We start from the raw sequence: 16,140 nt of genomic DNA, 5'->3' as shown, positions 1-16,140 counted from the left end.
CTGTTTGACGTCAGTGGCACGGCGACCGTAGGCAACCTGAATGAACGGAAGATGAACTGACATGGGCTGATCGGTGTACTCGCCTCCCGCTGTATCGGGATGTTCGTCCCGTTTCTTCAGTGGATCCGCCTATTAATGCACGTCAAAGCCGGGTGAATGAACCCCTCCGGGCAGGACCTCCGGCCTGCCGGCCGGGCGAACCGGAACGGGGAAAGAGACGCGGATCACTCCGCCCGCCGTCCGGCTGGAAGGATCACCTCCGGTGGCCCTCCGGAGTCCGCGCCCCGACACTGGAGCCGTGCGTACCGCCACAGCGACGGCAGCTGCCGTCACCACCGCCCTCCTGGGTGCCGGCGCGGCCGCGGTAGCGGCGGGCCGGTACGCTGCCGACGCCGCCCTGCGGCCCGAACCGGGACGCCCGCTGCCGGACGGCCCCCGCCTCAGCGTCCACTCCGCCGGCGACGGCCGGGTCGCCCTGACCCGCTCCCTGGGCTCACTGCGCCCGGGGACGTACGGCCTCACCGCCCCCGGGGTGCACGCCGCCGTCGGCCCCGTCCTCACCGACGCCCCGCACGGCCCCGACACCGTCGTACGGCGCCTGCTCTCCGTCACCCACGGCAGTCTCCGCCCCGGCACCCGGGTCACCCTCACCCCGCAGGTCCACCTCGGTGACCCGCGCACCGCCCTCGGGCTGGAGCACGCCGACGTGGACGTGCCCGGGGAGCTCGGGGCGCTGCCGGCCTGGTTCGTGCCCGGCGCCCGGGACACCTGGGTCATCACCGTCCACGGCCTCGGCAGCAGCCGCGAGCACCCGATGGTGGTGATGCCCTTCCTGCACCGTCAGCAGCTGCCCGTGCTCGACCTCGCCTACCGGGGCGACCTCGGCGCCCCCGCCTCCCCCGACGGCCTCGGCCACCTCGGCGAATCCGAGTGGCGGGACCTGGATGCCGCCATCCGCTACGCCCTGCGCTACGGCGCCCGGCGCGTGGTCCTGCACGGCTGGTCCACCGGCGCCACCATGGCCCTGCACGCCGCCGAACGCTCGGCGCTCGCCGGCCGGATCGCCGGGCTCGTGCTGGACTCGCCCGTGCTCGACTGGCACGCCACCCTGCGCGGACTCGCCGCGGCCCGCCGGACCCCGGCCGCCCTGCTGCCGTTCGCCGTGCGCTCCGCCGAGGGCCGGGCCGGGCTGCGGGCCGACAGGCAGCCCCCGGGAGCCGACCCGGCCGCCCTGCGCATCCCCGTACTCGTCTTCCACGGCCCCGACGACACCCTGGCCCCCTGGGAGCCCTCCCGCCGGCTCGCCGAGGCCCGCCCCGACCTCGTCACCCTGCACACCGTGCGCGGAGCCGGGCACGGTGCGATGTGGAACGCCGACCCGGCCGGGTACGAGGAAGCCCTGCGCCGTTTCCTCACTCCGCTCATGTGAGGTCGTGTGAGGGACCGTCACATGTGAAGGCCCTGTGCCGGACAGGGGTCCGGGGGGTGTCTTGTCCGGATCTGGCACCCCGCTGCCAGTAGTAACGGATGCTTCCGTTTGGGCTTTCGGCCAGTGACGGGCGAGACTGCTTCCGTGACGTCCCGAAAGCCTGATGAGCAGTTGGCTCGCGACTCCAGACTCCGACTCGTCTCCCCGCGCTCCGTCGCCGCGGCCCGCAAGGCGGTGACCGACCGAAGGACCCGGACGGCCCCGCGGCCTCCGGCGGGCACGCCCGCCACGGCCGACCTCGCGAACCGGGCCCGGGCCTCGCTCGCCGACGCCGTCCGCCTGACCCGCTGGGCCGAGCTCAACCTCGGCGCGGGAGACGGCGGCCGGCCCGCCCCGACGGGCGCCCTGCCCACCCTCGACGTCGAACGAGCCGCCGGGGAGCTGAACCTGACGCACGGCCAGATCAGGGTCGGCTGGGACCGCGCCCGGCTCGCCGGACTCGTCGAGGTCCACGGAGGCCACGCCCGGCCCGGCTGGCGCCTGCGCGCCTGGGACCGTGACGACACCGCCGTGCTGCGCGGCTGGGTCGCGCTCTTCGACGCCTGGTCGCTGGTCCACCCGGCCCCCGCCGACATCGCCCCCGCGGCCGTCGCCGAGGTGGTCGAGGCGATGCCCCAGCTGCTGTCCCTGCTCCAGCTGTCGGCCGGTCCCGTGACCGTCCCCGACCTGCTCGACCTGCTCGGACAGCGGGTCACCGAGCTGCGCGACGAACGGTGCGAGATCCCCTACGACGCCGCACCGCAGCCCGCGCTCACCGCGCCCCCCGTACCGCTCGCCCGGCTGCTGCGCTGGGCCCTCGGCGGACTCGCCGCCGTGGACGCCGTCACCCTCGGCCCCGCCCAGGCCGCCCTCACCCCGCTCGGCAGCTGGGCCGTCTGGGTCAAGCTCGAACAGATCTGCGTCGCCGCGCAGAGCACCGCCGGGAACATCGAGCAGTCGGCCGCCGCCATGCTGCACGGCTGCGCCCGCCTCACCCCCGGCCCCGCCCGGGCCGAGTACCGGGCCTGGCTCGCCGCCCGGCCCGTCGGCCACGCCGTCAGCGAGCTGCTGCACGCCGCCCGGGGCGAGGACGCGCTGCTGCGCGGCCTGGCCTTCGAGGCGCTGCGCGTGGTCGGCGCCCCGGCCGAGCCCGAGGTGCGCGCCGCCGTGCGCGAGGCCGCCCTGCGGCCCTACGCCCTGCTCTGGCTCGCCGAGCACGACGGGGTCGACCCCGACGAGGCCCAGGACGTCCTCACCGCCGAGGAGCAGACCTGGCTCTGGGTGGACACCGCCGCGGCCATCGCCGACCACGGCGAGGCCGAGCTGCTGGCCCGCCACCTGGACTCGGCCGTGCGGACCACCGTCCCCCGGCTGCTGGACGAGGTCCGGGCCGTCGGACATCCGCGCACGGTGCAGGTGCTCGTCGCGCTGGCCGCGGCCCATCCCGACCCGGCGCTGGCCAAGGCGGTCCGCAGGGCCGCCTTCCAGGTCCACACCGGCGGGGTCTAGGCCGGGCGGGTCCGGGCGGGGCGGACCCGGCAAGATCCGAAAGAGACGGCCTAGACCTGGGGTGCGTACGTCCCGAAGCTCCAGATGTTGCCCTCGGCGTCCCGGGCCATGTAGTCCCGGGAGCCGTAGTCCTGGTCGGTGGGCTCCATCACGATCTCCACGCCGTGCTCGGCGGTCCGCCGGTGGTGGGCGTCCACGTCCTCGACCACGACGTAGACCCCGCAGGGCCCGGAGGTCTCCATCGCCTTGTCGAAGACCCCGCCGGTGCCCTTGCTGCCGAGCATCACCGCGCCGTTCCCGTACGACAGCTCCGCGTGCACCACTGCGCCGTCGTCCCCCTCGTACACGGCGACCTGGGTGAAGCCGAACGCTTCCGTCAGCTGCTGGATCGCCGCCTTGGCGTCGCGGTAGAGCAGCGTCGGACAGATGGACGGAACGCCTGCCATGACCATCACTCCCTCTGGTGCTGATGACGTGCCTGTGACCCACGACACAGCATGGCAGGCGCCGCCGACAGTCAGCGGAAGGTGTTGCACTGGGCCATGTCGCCGGTGCGGTAGCCCTGGTAGAACCACTGCTGGCGCTGCTCGGCCGAGCCGTGCGTCCAGGACTCCGGGGTCACCCGGCCCTGGAACTTCTCCTGGATCCGGTCGTCGCCGACCGCCGCCGCCGCGTCCAGCCCGTCCCGGATGTCCTGGTCGGTCAGGCTGGTGATCAGCGGCCGGCCCGTCGACTCGTCCGGGGTCTTCGTCGCGTTGTGCGCCCACACCCCGGCGTAGCAGTCGGCCTGGAGCTCGACCTTGACCGCGTTGCTGTTCGCGCCCTGCCGTCCGTCCTGGGAGCGCTGGAGGGTCCCGGTCAGGTTCTGGATGTGGTGCCCGTACTCGTGGGCGACGACGTACGCCTGGGCGAAGGGGCCGCCGCTCGCGCCGAACTTCGTCCGGAGCTCGTTGAAGAACCCGAGGTCCAGGTAGACCTGCCGGTCGGCGGGGCAGTAGAAGGGGCCCACCGCGGAGGTGGCGGCGCCGCACGCCGTGTTCACCCGGCCGGTGAAGAAGACCGTCGACGCCGGGGCGTACTGCCCTCCGCGCCGGGTGAACTCCTGCTTCCAGAAGTCCTGGGTGCTGTTGACCACCGCGACGAGGCGGCAGTCCTCCCGGGCGTTCGCGTCCTGCCCGGTCCGGCAGGCCTGCTGCACCTGGTTGACGGAGGAGGAGGCCGGGTCCGGCTCCTGGTCCCCCGAGGACAGGCCCAGCTGCTCGGGGCCCACACCGAACAGCAGGCCCATGATCAGCGCGATGAAGCCGATGATGCCGCCGCCGACCGTGGCCCTTCCGCCCGGGATGCGGCTCCCGCGCACGTCCTTGACCTCGGACGTGTCCAGATTGGCGTTGTCGTCGAACTGCATCCCGCACCGCCCTCGCTTCCACGTGGTCCGCCCCTGCGGTGAGTATCAACCCATTCAGACCGGTACGCCCCCTGGCTCCCGGGTGGGGTCACTGGGCCGGACGGGGGACGCGTGCGGCGGGGCGCCGGCCGTCCGGCAGCCTGATAAGTAGTTGCGCACCCCCGGTAGAATGTCTCTCATGGCAAATCTCCTCGCGGATTAGCGGCGTCGAAGCTTCGCGTCCTGCCCCCCTTCCGCCGTCCCCACCGCCCTGGAGTATTTCCGTGATCACCGCCACCGGCATCGAGCTGCGCGCCGGCGCCCGCGTCCTCATCGAGTCCGCCTCCTTCCGCGTCGCCAAGGGCGACCGCATCGGCCTGGTCGGCCGCAACGGAGCGGGCAAGACCACCCTCACCAAGTGCCTCGCGGGCGAGGGCCAGCCCGCCGCCGGCTCCATCGCCCGCTCGGGCGAGGTCGGCTACCTCCCGCAGGACCCGCGCACCGGCGACCTCGACGTCCTGGCCCGCGACCGGATCCTCTCCGCCCGCGGCCTCGACGTCCTGCTCAAGAAGATGCGGATGAACGAGGAGCGCATCTCCACCGGCTCCGGCGCCACCCGCGAGAAGGCCATGCGCCAGTACGAGCGCCAGGAGACCGAGTTCCTGACCAAGGGCGGTTACGCCGCCGAGTCCGAGGCCGCGACCATCTCGGCCGCCCTCGGTCTGCCGGACCGGGTGCTCGGCCAGCCGCTGCACACCCTCTCCGGTGGTCAGCGCCGCCGCGTCGAGCTTGCCCGGATCCTCTTCTCGGACGCCGACACCCTGCTCCTCGACGAGCCCACCAACCACCTCGACGCGGACTCGATCGTCTGGCTGCGCGACTACCTGAAGAACTACCGCGGCGGCTTCATCGTGATCTCCCACGACGTCGACCTGGTCGAGACCGTGGTGAACAAGGTCTTCTACCTGGACGCCAACCGCTCCCAGATCGACGTCTACAACATGGGCTGGAAGCTCTACCAGCAGCAGCGCGAGGCCGACGAGAAGCGCCGCAAGCGCGAGCGTCAGAACGCGGAGAAGAAGGCCGCGGCCCTGAACTCGCAGGCCGACAAGATGCGCGCCAAGGCGACCAAGACCGTCGCCGCCCAGAACATGGCCAAGCGCGCCGACCGGCTGCTCGCCGGCCTGGAGGCCGTCCGCGCCTCCGACAAGGTCGCCAAGCTGCGCTTCCCGGACCCGGCGCCCTGCGGCAAGACCCCGCTGACCGCCGAGGGGCTGTCGAAGTCGTACGGCTCGCTGGAGATCTTCACCGACGTCGACCTGGCCATCGACAAGGGCTCCCGCGTCGTCATCCTCGGCCTCAACGGCGCCGGCAAGACCACCCTGCTGCGCCTGCTGTCGGGCACCGAGAAGCCGGACACCGGCACCGTCGTCCCCGGCCACGGCCTCAAGCTCGGCTACTACGCCCAGGAGCACGAGACCCTGGACCCGGAGCGCACGGTCCTGGAGAACATGCGTTCCTCCGCGCCCGACCTGGACCTGGTCGCCGTACGCAAGACCCTCGGCTCGTTCCTGTTCTCCGGCGACGACGTGGACAAGCCCGCCGGGGTGCTCTCCGGCGGCGAGAAGACCCGTCTGGCCCTGGCCACGCTGGTCGTCTCCTCGGCGAACGTGCTGCTCCTCGACGAGCCCACGAACAACCTCGACCCGGCCAGCCGCGAGGAGATCCTCGGCGCGCTGCGCACCTACAAGGGCGCCGTCATCCTCGTCACGCACGACGAGGGCGCGGTCGAGGCCCTGGAGCCGGAGCGGATCATCCTGCTGCCGGACGGCGTGGAGGACCTCTGGGGTCCGGACTACCGGGACCTGGTCGCCCTCGCCTGACCCGCGGAGCCCGCCGTGGGACCCCGCGGCGGGTCGCACGGCGCCCTGCGGCGCCCGCCCCGCGCCCGCCCGCACTCGTCCCGGCCGGGTGATCCAGTTCCTTATGGATCATTCGGCTCAGGCGTGATCCATCATCTGAGTGAGACGGTCTCGTACCGTTGCGCGCTGTTCGACGGCCCCGGCCGCGCCCACGAAGGCGTGCGGCCGGGGCCGGCCCGTATCCGGCGTCCGGCCCCTGACCTGGCGATTCCCGGTAGAGACGGAGAAGTGTGACGGAGGTCATGCAGCGGAAGAGAAGATTCCGTTCTGCGCGCGCGTCCACTCCTCGAGAAATGCCGTTGCACGGACCTTGCTGAATGGGTGGCCAGGAAGCCGGGGAGGGGTGATCATGAGAAGTCCAGAGCGCACTTCCCATGAGGAGGCACGGGTGGCCGAGACTCTGAAGAAGGGCAGCCGGGTAACCGGCGCCGCGCGCGACAAGCTCGCGGCAGACCTGAAGAAGAAGTACGACTCCGGTGCGAGTATCCGGGCGCTGGCCGAAGAGACCGGCCGGTCCTACGGATTCGTCCACCGGATGCTCAGTGAGTCCGGGGTATCGCTGCGTGGCCGCGGTGGCGCGACGCGCGGCAAGAAGGCGGCTACGGCCTGACCCCGGTCCAACCGTTTCCGATGGCTCCACCTGCTCCAACGGTTCCTTCGGTGACCCCCGGTCGGCTTTCCGGTCGACTGGGTGGTTACTGTGCAGTCACTTAGGCCGAGTCCGCGGCCGACTGCACACCGGAGGCATACAGATGGCTCTGCTCGACAAGGACGGCGTACGGCTCACCGTCGACGACACGGTCGCCACGGTGACACTGACCAATCCGGCCAAGCGAAACGCTCAATCCCCTGCGCTCTGGCGGGCTTTGGCGGAGGCCGGAAGGTTGTTGCCGGGCACCGTCCGGGTCGTGGTGCTGCGCGGCGAGGGCAGATCCTTCTCCGCGGGGCTGGACCGGCAGGCCTTCACCCCCGAAGGTTTCGACGGCGAGCCGTCGTTCCTCGATCTGGCGCGCGGTTCGGACGAACTGCTCGACTCCACCATCGCCGAATACCAGGAGGCATTCACCTGGTGGCGCCGCAATGACGTCATCTCCGTCGCCGCCGTACAGGGGCATGCGATCGGAGCCGGCTTCCAGCTCGCGCTCGCGTGCGACCTGCGCGTTGTCGCCGACGACGTGCAGTTCGCCATGCGCGAGACCAGCCTGGGCCTGGTCCCCGACCTGACCGGCACCCAGCCCCTGACCTCGCTGGTCGGCTACGCCCGCGCGCTGGAGATCTGCGCGACGGGCCGCTTCGTGCACGCCGAGGAGGCCGAGCGCGTAGGCCTCGCCAACCTCGTGGTCCCGGCCGACGAGCTCGACGCCGCCGTCCAGGACCTCACCACCGCCCTGCTGGCTCCGGCGCGCGACGCCGTGACGGAGACCAAGGCGCTCCTGCGCGGCGCGACGTCCCGTCCGTACGACGAGCAGCGCGCCGCGGAGCGTGCGGCCCAGGCCCGGCGCCTGCGGGACCTGGCGGGCCTCTCCGACTGAAGTCCGGCGCGCCCCGCGCGCCCCCTGCGCACCGGCTTCCGCCCCGTTTCCCCCACCGGAGACGGGGCGGTGGCATGCCCGGGCCGCGGCGGGGCAGGAGGCCGGAGCGGTTCCGGCCGTCCGGCCGTCCGGCCGTCTGGCTTAGTCCCCGGGCGCCGACGGGCGTACCCGCTTACCGTGGACAGGAGTCAGGCCTTCCGATCCTTAAGGACGAGCGATGACCGAATCCGCAGCAGGAGGTACCGCGAAGGCTCCGGCCGACCGCGGCCGCACGACCGTTGCCGACGGGGTGGTCGAGAAGATCGCCGGGCTGGCCGCCCGCGAGGTCGTGGGCGTGCACGCCATGGGCAGCGGCTCCGGCCTCTCCCGCACCTTCGGCGCGGTCCGCGACCGCGTCCCCGGAGCCCAGCGCCCCTCCGTCAGCCGGGGGGTCAAGGCCGAGGTCGGCGAGGTGCAGACGGCGCTCGACCTGGAGATCGTCGTCGACTACGGCGTGTCGATCCGCGAGGTCGCCCGGGCGGTCCGTGAGAACGTCATCTCGGCCGTGGAGCGGATGACCGGTCTGGAGGTCGTCGAGGTCAACATCGCGGTCAGCGACGTATGGCTGCCCGACGAGGAGGACGAGGAGCCGGAGTCCAGGCTCCAGTGACCGGGAGGAACCCGATGAGCATGGCGATCGCCGGCCTGTTGGCCGGCATGGCACTGGGGTTCGCCGGGTACTTCGGCGGCTTCGGGGCCTTCCTGCTGGTGGCGGCCCTCGGCGCCGTCGGTTTCGTCGTCGGCCGGTTCCTCGACGGGGACCTGGACCCGGGCGACCTGCTGCGGCCCCGTGACCGGGGCGGCCGGGGCGACCGTGGTGACCAGCGCGACCGGCGCCGGTGAGCCGCCGGTGACCGCGCCGCGTTCCACGCCGCCCCGGGTGCCCGCCGCCGACCGGGGAGCCACCCGCATCGCCGACAGGGTCGTGGCCAAGATCGCGGCCCAGGCCGCCCGCGAGGCCCTCGCGACCGAGCCGGGCGGGCCCCCGCATCCGCACGCCACCGTCACCGTGCACCACGACATCGCGCGGGTCCGGATCAGCCTGGAGCTCGCCTACCCCTCCGACCTCGCCGACCAGTGCGCGGCCGTACGCCGCCAGGTCGCCCGGCGCGTCGAGGAGTGCGCGGCCATGACGGTGCCCGAGGTCGACATCGAGATCGAGCACCTGCACTCCCCGCCCGCGCGGCCGGCCTCCGGCCGGGACCGGCGGCTGCGGTGACGGCCCCCGGCGCCGCCGCCCCGCCGGCCGCCCCCGTACCCGCACCGGACCCGGCGGCCGGAGCCCCGGTACGGCGGGTGCGCCGGTTCCGTTCCGCCCGGCGGATCCCGGCCGCCCTCACCGCCCTCCTCGTCCTTGCGGCGGCGGGCCTGCTCCTCTACGACCTCGCCGCCGTACGCGCCGGACGCCCCGGCATGGAGTGGCGCGGGGAACTCGCCCGCCGGCTGGAGCAGCACACCCCGGCCGACCCGCAGGTGCTGATCGCCGGCGGGCTCCTCGCCGCGGCCGGGGCGGTGCTCCTGCTGCTGGCCTGCACCCCGGGGCTGCGCCGGGTGCTGCCGATGACGGTCCCCGGCCAGGACGCGGACCTGCGGGCCGGCCTCGGGCGCAAGGCCGCCGCGCAGGTGCTGCGGGACCGGGCCATGGAGGTGTCGGGAGTGCGGTCGGTACGGGTCAAGGTGGGCCGGTCCCACGTCAGGGTGCGGGCCACCTCGCACTTCCGGGAACTGGCCGACGTACGGGCCGACCTGGACGAGGTGCTCGCCGTCGGCATCGAGGAACTGGGCCTCGCGCACCCGCCGCGGGCGCGCGTACGGGTCAGCCGGGCCTCCGGACCGAAGGGGTGAGGCGATGACGGGCACGCTCGGAGCGGTCAACCGGATCCTGCTGGCGCTGGCCGGCCTGGTCCTGCTGGCCGCCGGCCTCGCGCTGCTCACCGGGTCCTGGCCGCTCGGCGGGCGCCACGCACCGCTGCTGACGGAGCAGACCCGGGACCGGTACTGGCACGCCGACGGCTGGTGGTGGTGGGCGGTGGTGGCCGCCCTCGCCGTGTGCGTGCTGCTGGCCCTGTGGTGGCTGCTGTCCCAGCTGAGGCGGCCGCGACTGGACGCGGTCGTCGTGGACACCGGCGACGGGGCCTTCGCCCTGCTGCGCGGGCGCGCGCTGGAAGAGGCCGTGGCCGCCGAGGCCGGCGCCCTCGACGGGGTGGCCGCCTGCAAGGTCGTGCTGCGCGGGAAGCGGGGGGCGCCCGCACTGCGGATCGGCCTCGAACTGGAACCGCACGCCGTGCCCGCCGATGCCCTGGCCGGGCTGGCGGGCCCGGTCCTGACCCACGCCCGCAGCTCGGCGGGCCTCCCCGCACTGCCCACGGAGGCCCGCCTGCGGGTCACCTCGCACCGGGCTCAGCGGGTCACCTGAGGCCGGGTGTCCAGGGGCGTCCCGCCGATCCGGTACGCGGGTGCCTCAGAAGCCGTGGCGGAAGCCGCCGTCGACCGGGAGCATGACGCCCGTCAGGTACGAGGCCGCGGGCGAGAGCAGGAAGGCCGCGGCGCGGCCGAACTCCTCCGGGGTGCCGTAGCGCCCCAGCGGGATGCGGGACTCGTTCCGGGCCCGGGCCGCGTCCGAGTCACCGGACAGCGCGTCGAGCTCGCGCACGCGGTCGGTGTCGATGCGGGCCGGCAGGAGGCCCACGACCCGGATGCCGCGCGGGCCGAGGTCCACCGAGAGGGACTTGGCGAAGCCCGCGAGACCCGGGCGCAGGCCGTTGGAGACGGTCAGGCCCGGAATCGGCTCGTGGACCGAGCCCGAGAGGACGAAGCCGATGACCCCGCCCTCGCCGAGTTCGGCGGCCGCCGCCCGGGCGAGCCGCACCGCACCCAGGAAGACGGACTCGAAGGCCGCCGTCCACTGCTCGTCGGTGTTGTCCGCCGCGGAGCCCGGCGGCGGCCCGCCGACGCTGATGAGGATGCCGTCCAGGCGGCCGAACCGCTCGCGGGCGGTGGCCACGAGCCGCGCGGCCGCGTCCGGGTCGGCGTTGTCGGCGGCCACCCCGACCGCCAGGGGGCCGAGGGCGGCCGCGGCGTCCGCCGCGCGCTTCTCGTCCCGGCCCGTCACCACGACCCGTGCGCCGTCGGCGGTCAGTTCACGGGCGGCGGCGAAGCCGAGGCCGCGCGTGGCCCCGGTGACGATGTAGACACGGTCCTTCAGTCCAAGATCCATGCCGACACGCTACGCCGCCGGTGCGGGCTCCCGCTCGGCGGCCGCGGCGGCCGCCTCCTCGCGGTCACGCTTCTCCCGCCGTACCAGGACGATCCAGCCCACCGGTACCGCGGAGGCGAACAGCCACCACTGGACGGCGTACGCCATGTGCGCGCCGATCGAGTCGTGGTCGGGCTCGCCGACCGGCTCGGGGCCGCCGTCCTGCGGGACCGGCGCGGTGAGTTCCAGGTAGCCGCCGAGGACGGGCCGGCCCAGGGACTCCGCCTGCTGAGTGCTGTTGATCAGCATCACCTGACGGTCCGGCAGGCCCTTGCGGTCCTTGATGCCGCTGCCGCCGCTGGTCTCGTCGGCCTTCAGCCGCCCGGTGACGGTGACCTCGCCCGCGGGCGGGGCCGGCACCGCGGGGTAGGCACGGGGGTCGCCGCCGCCGGGCACCCAGCCGCGGTTGACGAGCACGGCCCGGCCGTCGGCGAGGACGAGCGGGGTCAGGACGTGGAAGCCGACCTTGTCGTCGTCCGAGGTCCGCATCCGGACGACGACCTCGTGCGCGCTGTCGTAGGTCCCGGTCGCGGTGACGGTCCGCCAGTAGTCGGAGCGCGGGACCACGTGGCCCGGTGAGGTGAGCCCGGTCACGGGGACGGGCTGCGCCCGCAGGCTCGTCTCGATCAGTTCGTTCTGCGCGACCCGGTGCTCGTGGCGGTGGAACTGCCAGAACCCCAGCTTGATCATCGCGGGGATGAGGGCGAGGGCGACGAGGGTGAGGCACACCCACTGCCGGGTCAGTACAAAGCGGTACACGCCCACGACGGTACCCGCAGTCGGGTCGGCCCCGGCGGCCGGGTGGCCGTCCGGGGCCGCGGGGTACGGGACCGGGTGCGGGGCGTCGCCGCGCGGACGCCGTACGGGGTGCGGGATCGGCCTGGTCAGACGTGGTCCTTGATGCCCACCTTCCCCTCCGCCCGGGCGCAGTGCGCCCCGCAGAACCACTGCCCCTCGACCTCGACGCCCTGTCCGATGATCTGGACCCGGCAGTGCTCGCAGATGGGCGCCATGCGGTGGATGGCGCAGGAGAAGCAGTCGAAGACGTGCACGGCGCCCTGCGCGTGCACCTCGAAGGACATGCCGTAATCGTTTCCGCAGACCTCACAACGTGCCATGCGCCGCATGCTGCGCACAGCGGAGGACCGGAACAAGATCCAGCGGGGTGAGTCGCGGCGCCTGCACCCGGGCGGCGCAACGCGCACCGCCGGCGGCGCTGCCGGGGCCGCCGCCCGGGCCGCCGCGGGGCGGCCGCCGGCCCCGTCCTACTCCTCGGCCGCGGCCACGTCGCGCAAGAGCTGGGTGAAGGCCGCCTCGTCGACGACCGGGGTGCCGAAGGCCTTCGCCTTGACGGTCTTCGAGGTCGCCGAGTCGGGGTCGTTGGTGACGAGGAGGCTGGTGAGCCGGGACACGCTCGTCGCGATGTGCAGGCCCGCCTCCACCGCGCGGTCCTCCAGCAGTTCCCGGTCGACCGAGGTGTCGCCGGAGAAGGCGATCCGCATGCCCTGCCGGAGCGGCTCGCCGTCCTTGAAGCGCCCCGGGTTCGGGTGCGGGCACGGCGGGCGCTTGCGCGAGGGCCGCCAGCTGCTGCCGCGGTACGAGGCCTGGTAGCCCACCCGCGGCGCGGCGGGGGTGTCCGACCACTCGGTCAGCGGCCGGCACTCCAGCAGCGGCAGCCGTACGCCGTCCCGTGCGGCGGCGTGCAGCGACGGACGGAAGGCCTCGGCCAGCACCCGGGCGTCGTCGAGCGCGTGGTGCGCGCGCTGCTGGACCACGCCGAAGTGCGCGGCGAGCGACTCCAGCTTGTGGTTGGGCAGCGGCAGGTTCAGTTCCTTCGACAGGGCGATGGTGCACAGCCGCTGGCGCACGGGTGCGGTCTCGGCGGCGCGCGCGTACTCCCGGGCGATCATCTGCCAGTCGAAGATGGCGTTGTGCGCGACCAGCACCCGGTCGGCCAGCCGGCCGGCGAACTCCTCGGCGATGTCCTTGAAGAGCGGCGCGTCCTGGAGGAGGTCACTGGTCAGACCGTGGATCCAGACCGGGCCCGGGTCCCGCTGCGGATTGACCAGGGTGTACCAGTGGTCCTCCACATTGCCCTGGGCGTCGAGCCGGTAGACGGCGGCGGAGACTATCCGGTCGTCGCGAGCGAGTCCGGTGGTCTCCACGTCGACGACCGCGTACCCCTGTGGGTACGCGGTCGGCCACATCGTCTCTGCGGTCGTACGGTCGTCGAGCATGGTCACAGAGGATATCGGCACCGACTGACACCTGTGGCCCCGATGTCCCCTCCGGCCCCCGGGCCCGGGGCGGTGCGCGCTCAGCCCAGCGCGGTGACGAGGTCGCCCGCCGCCAGCTGTTCGAGGCCGCAGCCGTCAACGGGCCCCGGCAGCAGGCGGTATACGGAGCCGCTCGCCCCGGCCGGGGCGACCTCACCGTCCACGAGGGCGAGGAAGACCGACCGCCCGGAGGCTGCGGTGCCCGCGAGGGCATCGGCCCCGGCCGAGCGCAGCAGGGAGTCCGGTGGGTGCAGCCCGACCACCCGGGCGGCGAAGGCCGCGGTGTCCTCCTGCGTCCGCCGCCGGTAGGTCCACAGCTCGTCGGGATCGCTGGGCCGGGGGGTGCGGCGTACGACGGTCACCTCGGGGCAGCGGGCGGCCGCGTGCCAGCCGGCCAGTTCCCACAGGGTGGTGCGGCCGGTGGAGAAGTACTGGAACAGGTCGCGCCCGACGCGGGCCAGGTCCTCGCCGTGCGCCGCCACGCTGTGGTAGCCCTCGTCGTCCGGCAGGTGGACGTCGGTCCACAGGAAGCCGCGCCGTTCCAGGTCGACCAGGAGCGGCACGTGGATGCGGGAGTTGCCGACCAGGTCGTACCGCTGGCGGACCGTCCGCGGGTCGTAGCGGGAGGTGCGGCCGGAGCGGCCGGGCAGGGCCATGAACCCGGCGAAGGCGTCGGGCAGCAGCTCGAAGGGGATGTTGTTGTAGCTGAAGACCACCGGCATGGCGAAGCGCACGCCCGCGTCGGCGAGGGCGTCCAGGTCGATGTCCACGTACTCGCTCGCCCCGTGCGGCGCGGGCGCCGAGACGAGGTCGCCCGAGTGGACGACCGCGCGGCCGCCGTACACGAGGTTCGTGTAGTCGCACAGCCCCGCGTAGTTCCACTGCGCGTCGAACAGGACCACCGACAGGTCCAGGTCCACCCGCTTCTTCGGCGGTTCCATCCAGTGCAGGAACATGCGCAGCACCTCCCCGTCGGGCAGTGCCTGGAAGCTGCCCTTGGGGACGGTGACCAGGGCCTTGGCCGCGGCCCGCTCGGCGGACGGGACGTGCAGGTGGGCCAGCCGGGAGTCGAGGACCGCGAGGTCGTACGGGGGTGCGCAGGCGAGCCGGCGCAGCACCTCGGCCTCGAACAGCTCGCACACCGAAGCCGTCACCGCCTCGGCCAGCGGGGCCCGGTCGTCGTCCCGGGTGAAGGAGTGCGCGACCTGCCCGCGGGGGAAGAACACCCGCTTGGAGCCGGGCAGATGGCGGATCCGCAGCCGTCCGAGGGCGGACAGCAGGGGTCCCGGCCCGGCCTTCTCCAGCCGTTGCCGCAGCACCGCGGCCACCTGCGGGGGCAGGGCCTCGGCCGCGTACAGCCGCAGCAGGTGGTCGAGGCGGCGCACGAGTTCGCCGGGCCGTTCGGCGAGCACCGCGAGGGCCCGGTCCGGGTCGCCGCCGCGCAGGGCCTCCTCGGCCCGGCCCTTCCAGGTGGCCGCCCGGAGCCGGTCCCCGTCGAGGCGTACGGCGTCCGGGTGCGCGGCGGCGGTGGCGAGCAGCGCCGCGCCGAGGGCGGTGCCCGTGACCCGGGTGGAGCGCAGCACGGCGAAGGCGAGCGCGGCGCGCGGGTGGCGGGCGTGCTGTTCGAAGGGGTGCAGGATCTCGGCGGCGCGCTTGAAGAGGTCGGGGTGGCGCAGGACGTCCTCGACGAGCAGCGCCGGATCGAGTGCGTCCAGGACGGCGAGCAGTTCGCGCCGCAGGGCCCGGGGCAGGGAACGCAGCCGCGGGGGCGCCAGCAGGTCGGCCTCCCCGCCGGACCACACGGCGAGCAGCCGCAGCACGTCGGTGGCGGTGGTCAGCCGTGCGGGCAGCAGGGCCCGTACGGCCTCGCGGGTGCGGCGCTCGCGCAGCAGGGTGCCCAGGACCAGGGCCTTGGTCCCGCGCACCGGGATGTCGTCGGGGAGCCAGCCGAGGTCCGCGGGCGTGTGGGCGAGGAGGATGCGGGCCTCCTCGGTGTCCTGTGGGGAGAGCGGGGTCCGGCGGGCGAGTAGCTTGCCGAGCGCGGTGACGCAGTCGGCGGCGCGGTCGGCGGCGAAGGACAGCAGCCGCAGGGGGCCCGCGTATCCGCCGTCCGGGCCGTCCGGGCCGTCCGCGGCGGCCGCGGACTCGGGGCCGGGGTGCAGGAACGGGTCGGCGGGGTCGACGTGCCCCTTGCAGACCGGACAGGCGGTGCGCCCGGCCGCCTCCCAGCAGCCCCGGCACACCAGATGGGCGCACGGGGCGACGGGCCGGACGCCGCCGTCCGCCGCGCAGAGCGCGCACGGCTGGTGCGGCCACTGCGCGAGGAGGGCGCGGACCCGGTCGAGCCACAGCCGGGGGATGCCGTCGGGTACGGAGGCGGGGAAGGAGCGGAACAGCGGCATGTGGGTGCGGTCGGAGCCGAGCAGGGTGTCGACGTCACGGACCAGCTGGGTGCCCGCCTGGGCCAGTCCGGTGGGGCCCAGCCAGGCGAGGGCGGCGCGCAGGGGGGCCGTCAGGGCGTGGCCCCGGTCGAGGAGTTCGGCCTCCAGGGCCGTCAGGCCCGCGGCTGTCGGCGGATCACCCGGGCGCGGCCCGGCCTGGTCGACGTAGACGGTGTGCAGACGGCGCAACAGGACGGTCGACAGCTCGGGCAAAGGGGGGAGTCCTCCGGGACCGGAAAGGGATGGAGGCGGGGGCGGAGAGGGGACGCGCTACGGGTGTCGTCAGAGGTGGAGAAGGAAGCACGTCGCG

17 protein-coding genes are annotated in these 16,140 nt (G+C 73.9%); 10 read left to right on the top strand and 7 right to left on the bottom strand.

The features are described 5' to 3' along the window. The first annotated feature begins 298 nt into the window (after window positions 1-298). Together IO30_RS0129665 and IO30_RS0129660 are read left to right on the top strand one after the other, a co-directional pair. The gene (locus IO30_RS0129665) at window positions 299-1,429 is read left to right on the top strand and encodes an alpha/beta hydrolase (protein ID WP_031148019.1); all 1,131 of its coding nucleotides are present in this window, start codon (window positions 299-301) and stop codon (window positions 1,427-1,429) included. 144 nt (window positions 1,430-1,573) lie between these two features. After that, the gene (locus IO30_RS0129660; protein WP_373316425.1) at window positions 1,574-2,977 is read left to right on the top strand and encodes a hypothetical protein; all 1,404 of its coding nucleotides are present in this window, start codon (window positions 1,574-1,576) and stop codon (window positions 2,975-2,977) included. A 50-nt stretch (window positions 2,978-3,027) separates the two neighbouring features. On the opposite strand, the gene IO30_RS0129655 is transcribed toward IO30_RS0129660, so the two are convergent. Further along, window positions 3,028-3,423 carry a VOC family protein gene (locus tag IO30_RS0129655; RefSeq protein WP_031148015.1) on the bottom strand — a complete coding sequence of 132 codons (396 nt, stop codon included), beginning with the start codon at window positions 3,421-3,423 and terminating at the stop codon, window positions 3,028-3,030. A gap of 71 nt (window positions 3,424-3,494) precedes the next feature. Next, window positions 3,495-4,385 carry a KPN_02809 family neutral zinc metallopeptidase gene (ypfJ, locus tag IO30_RS0129650; RefSeq protein ID WP_031148013.1) on the bottom strand — a complete coding sequence of 297 codons (891 nt, stop codon included), beginning with the start codon at window positions 4,383-4,385 and terminating at the stop codon, window positions 3,495-3,497. A 263-nt stretch (window positions 4,386-4,648) separates the two neighbouring features. Between ypfJ and IO30_RS0129645 the strand changes: the two genes are divergently transcribed. The 8 genes from IO30_RS0129645 to amaP all read left to right on the top strand — a co-directional run bounded on the left by IO30_RS0129645 (window position 4,649) and on the right by amaP (window position 10,273). Next, window positions 4,649-6,247 carry an ABC-F family ATP-binding cassette domain-containing protein gene (locus tag IO30_RS0129645; RefSeq protein ID WP_031148011.1) on the top strand — a complete coding sequence of 533 codons (1,599 nt, stop codon included), beginning with the start codon at window positions 4,649-4,651 and terminating at the stop codon, window positions 6,245-6,247. A gap of 427 nt (window positions 6,248-6,674) precedes the next feature. Next, window positions 6,675-6,896 carry a helix-turn-helix domain-containing protein gene (locus IO30_RS0129640; protein WP_030010789.1) on the top strand — a complete coding sequence of 74 codons (222 nt, stop codon included), beginning with the start codon at window positions 6,675-6,677 and terminating at the stop codon, window positions 6,894-6,896. Between the two features lie 142 nt (window positions 6,897-7,038). After that, entirely contained in the window at window positions 7,039-7,818 is a 780-nt protein-coding gene (locus IO30_RS0129635) for an enoyl-CoA hydratase/isomerase family protein (protein WP_031148009.1), read from the top strand. 217 nt (window positions 7,819-8,035) lie between these two features. After that, window positions 8,036-8,467, top strand: coding sequence for an Asp23/Gls24 family envelope stress response protein (locus tag IO30_RS0129630; protein ID WP_031148007.1), 432 nt, complete (start codon window positions 8,036-8,038; stop codon window positions 8,465-8,467). 14 nt (window positions 8,468-8,481) lie between these two features. Beyond that, window positions 8,482-8,700 carry a hypothetical protein gene (locus IO30_RS0129625; RefSeq protein ID WP_031148005.1) on the top strand — a complete coding sequence of 73 codons (219 nt, stop codon included), beginning with the start codon at window positions 8,482-8,484 and terminating at the stop codon, window positions 8,698-8,700. Beyond that, entirely contained in the window at window positions 8,675-9,076 is a 402-nt protein-coding gene (locus IO30_RS0129620) for an Asp23/Gls24 family envelope stress response protein (protein WP_373316424.1), read from the top strand. The genes IO30_RS0129625 and IO30_RS0129620 overlap by 26 nt, the downstream gene beginning before the upstream one ends. Next, window positions 9,073-9,702 carry a DUF6286 domain-containing protein gene (locus tag IO30_RS0129615; protein WP_037895649.1) on the top strand — a complete coding sequence of 210 codons (630 nt, stop codon included), beginning with the start codon at window positions 9,073-9,075 and terminating at the stop codon, window positions 9,700-9,702. Before IO30_RS0129620 ends, IO30_RS0129615 begins: the two co-directional genes overlap by 4 nt. Window positions 9,703-9,706: 4 nt before the next feature. Next, on the top strand, window positions 9,707-10,273 hold the full coding sequence (amaP, locus tag IO30_RS0129610) for an alkaline shock response membrane anchor protein AmaP (protein WP_031147999.1): 567 nt from the start codon (window positions 9,707-9,709) through the stop codon (window positions 10,271-10,273). Between the two features lie 45 nt (window positions 10,274-10,318). Here the strand turns inward: amaP and IO30_RS0129605 are convergent, their stop codons facing one another. From IO30_RS0129605 to IO30_RS0129585, 5 genes are all read right to left on the bottom strand, one after another. Then, window positions 10,319-11,074 carry an SDR family oxidoreductase gene (locus tag IO30_RS0129605; RefSeq protein WP_031147997.1) on the bottom strand — a complete coding sequence of 252 codons (756 nt, stop codon included), beginning with the start codon at window positions 11,072-11,074 and terminating at the stop codon, window positions 10,319-10,321. Between the two features lie 9 nt (window positions 11,075-11,083). Further along, window positions 11,084-11,872, bottom strand: a complete 789-nt coding sequence (locus IO30_RS0129600) for an SURF1 family cytochrome oxidase biogenesis protein (RefSeq protein ID WP_031147995.1) — start codon at window positions 11,870-11,872, stop codon at window positions 11,084-11,086. A gap of 125 nt (window positions 11,873-11,997) precedes the next feature. Further along, on the bottom strand, window positions 11,998-12,231 hold the full coding sequence (locus IO30_RS0129595) for a hypothetical protein (protein ID WP_078904345.1): 234 nt from the start codon (window positions 12,229-12,231) through the stop codon (window positions 11,998-12,000). 147 nt (window positions 12,232-12,378) lie between these two features. Next, the gene (locus tag IO30_RS0129590) at window positions 12,379-13,356 is read right to left on the bottom strand and encodes a DEDDh family exonuclease (RefSeq protein ID WP_037895648.1); all 978 of its coding nucleotides are present in this window, start codon (window positions 13,354-13,356) and stop codon (window positions 12,379-12,381) included. 74 nt (window positions 13,357-13,430) lie between these two features. Next, window positions 13,431-16,043, bottom strand: coding sequence for an MXAN_6230/SCO0854 family RING domain-containing protein (locus IO30_RS0129585; protein WP_031147990.1), 2,613 nt, complete (start codon window positions 16,041-16,043; stop codon window positions 13,431-13,433). Between the last annotated feature and the right edge of the window lie 97 nt (window positions 16,044-16,140).

The organism is Streptomyces xanthophaeus (genome assembly GCF_000725805.1).
GTDB classification, from domain to species: domain Bacteria; phylum Actinomycetota; class Actinomycetes; order Streptomycetales; family Streptomycetaceae; genus Streptomyces; species Streptomyces xanthophaeus.
This window is presented reverse-complemented; position numbering and strand designations above follow the sequence as displayed.

What these genes read in the sequence shown, in the direction of transcription:
- ypfJ (WP_031148013.1), bottom strand. Translation starts at nt 4,385, where the DNA reads ATGCAGTTCGACGACAACGCCAATCTGGACACGTCCGAGGTCAAGGAC.
- IO30_RS0129630 (WP_031148007.1), top strand. Translation starts at nt 8,036, where the DNA reads ATGACCGAATCCGCAGCAGGAGGTACCGCGAAGGCTCCGGCCGACCGC.
- IO30_RS0129625 (WP_031148005.1), top strand. Translation starts at nt 8,482, where the DNA reads ATGAGCATGGCGATCGCCGGCCTGTTGGCCGGCATGGCACTGGGGTTC.
- IO30_RS0129595 (WP_078904345.1), bottom strand. Translation starts at nt 12,231, where the DNA reads ATGGCACGTTGTGAGGTCTGCGGAAACGATTACGGCATGTCCTTCGAG.
- IO30_RS0129635 (WP_031148009.1), top strand. Translation starts at nt 7,039, where the DNA reads ATGGCTCTGCTCGACAAGGACGGCGTACGGCTCACCGTCGACGACACG.
- IO30_RS0129605 (WP_031147997.1), bottom strand. Translation starts at nt 11,074, where the DNA reads ATGGATCTTGGACTGAAGGACCGTGTCTACATCGTCACCGGGGCCACG.
- IO30_RS0129655 (WP_031148015.1), bottom strand. Translation starts at nt 3,423, where the DNA reads ATGGCAGGCGTTCCGTCCATCTGTCCGACGCTGCTCTACCGCGACGCC.
- amaP (WP_031147999.1), top strand. Translation starts at nt 9,707, where the DNA reads ATGACGGGCACGCTCGGAGCGGTCAACCGGATCCTGCTGGCGCTGGCC.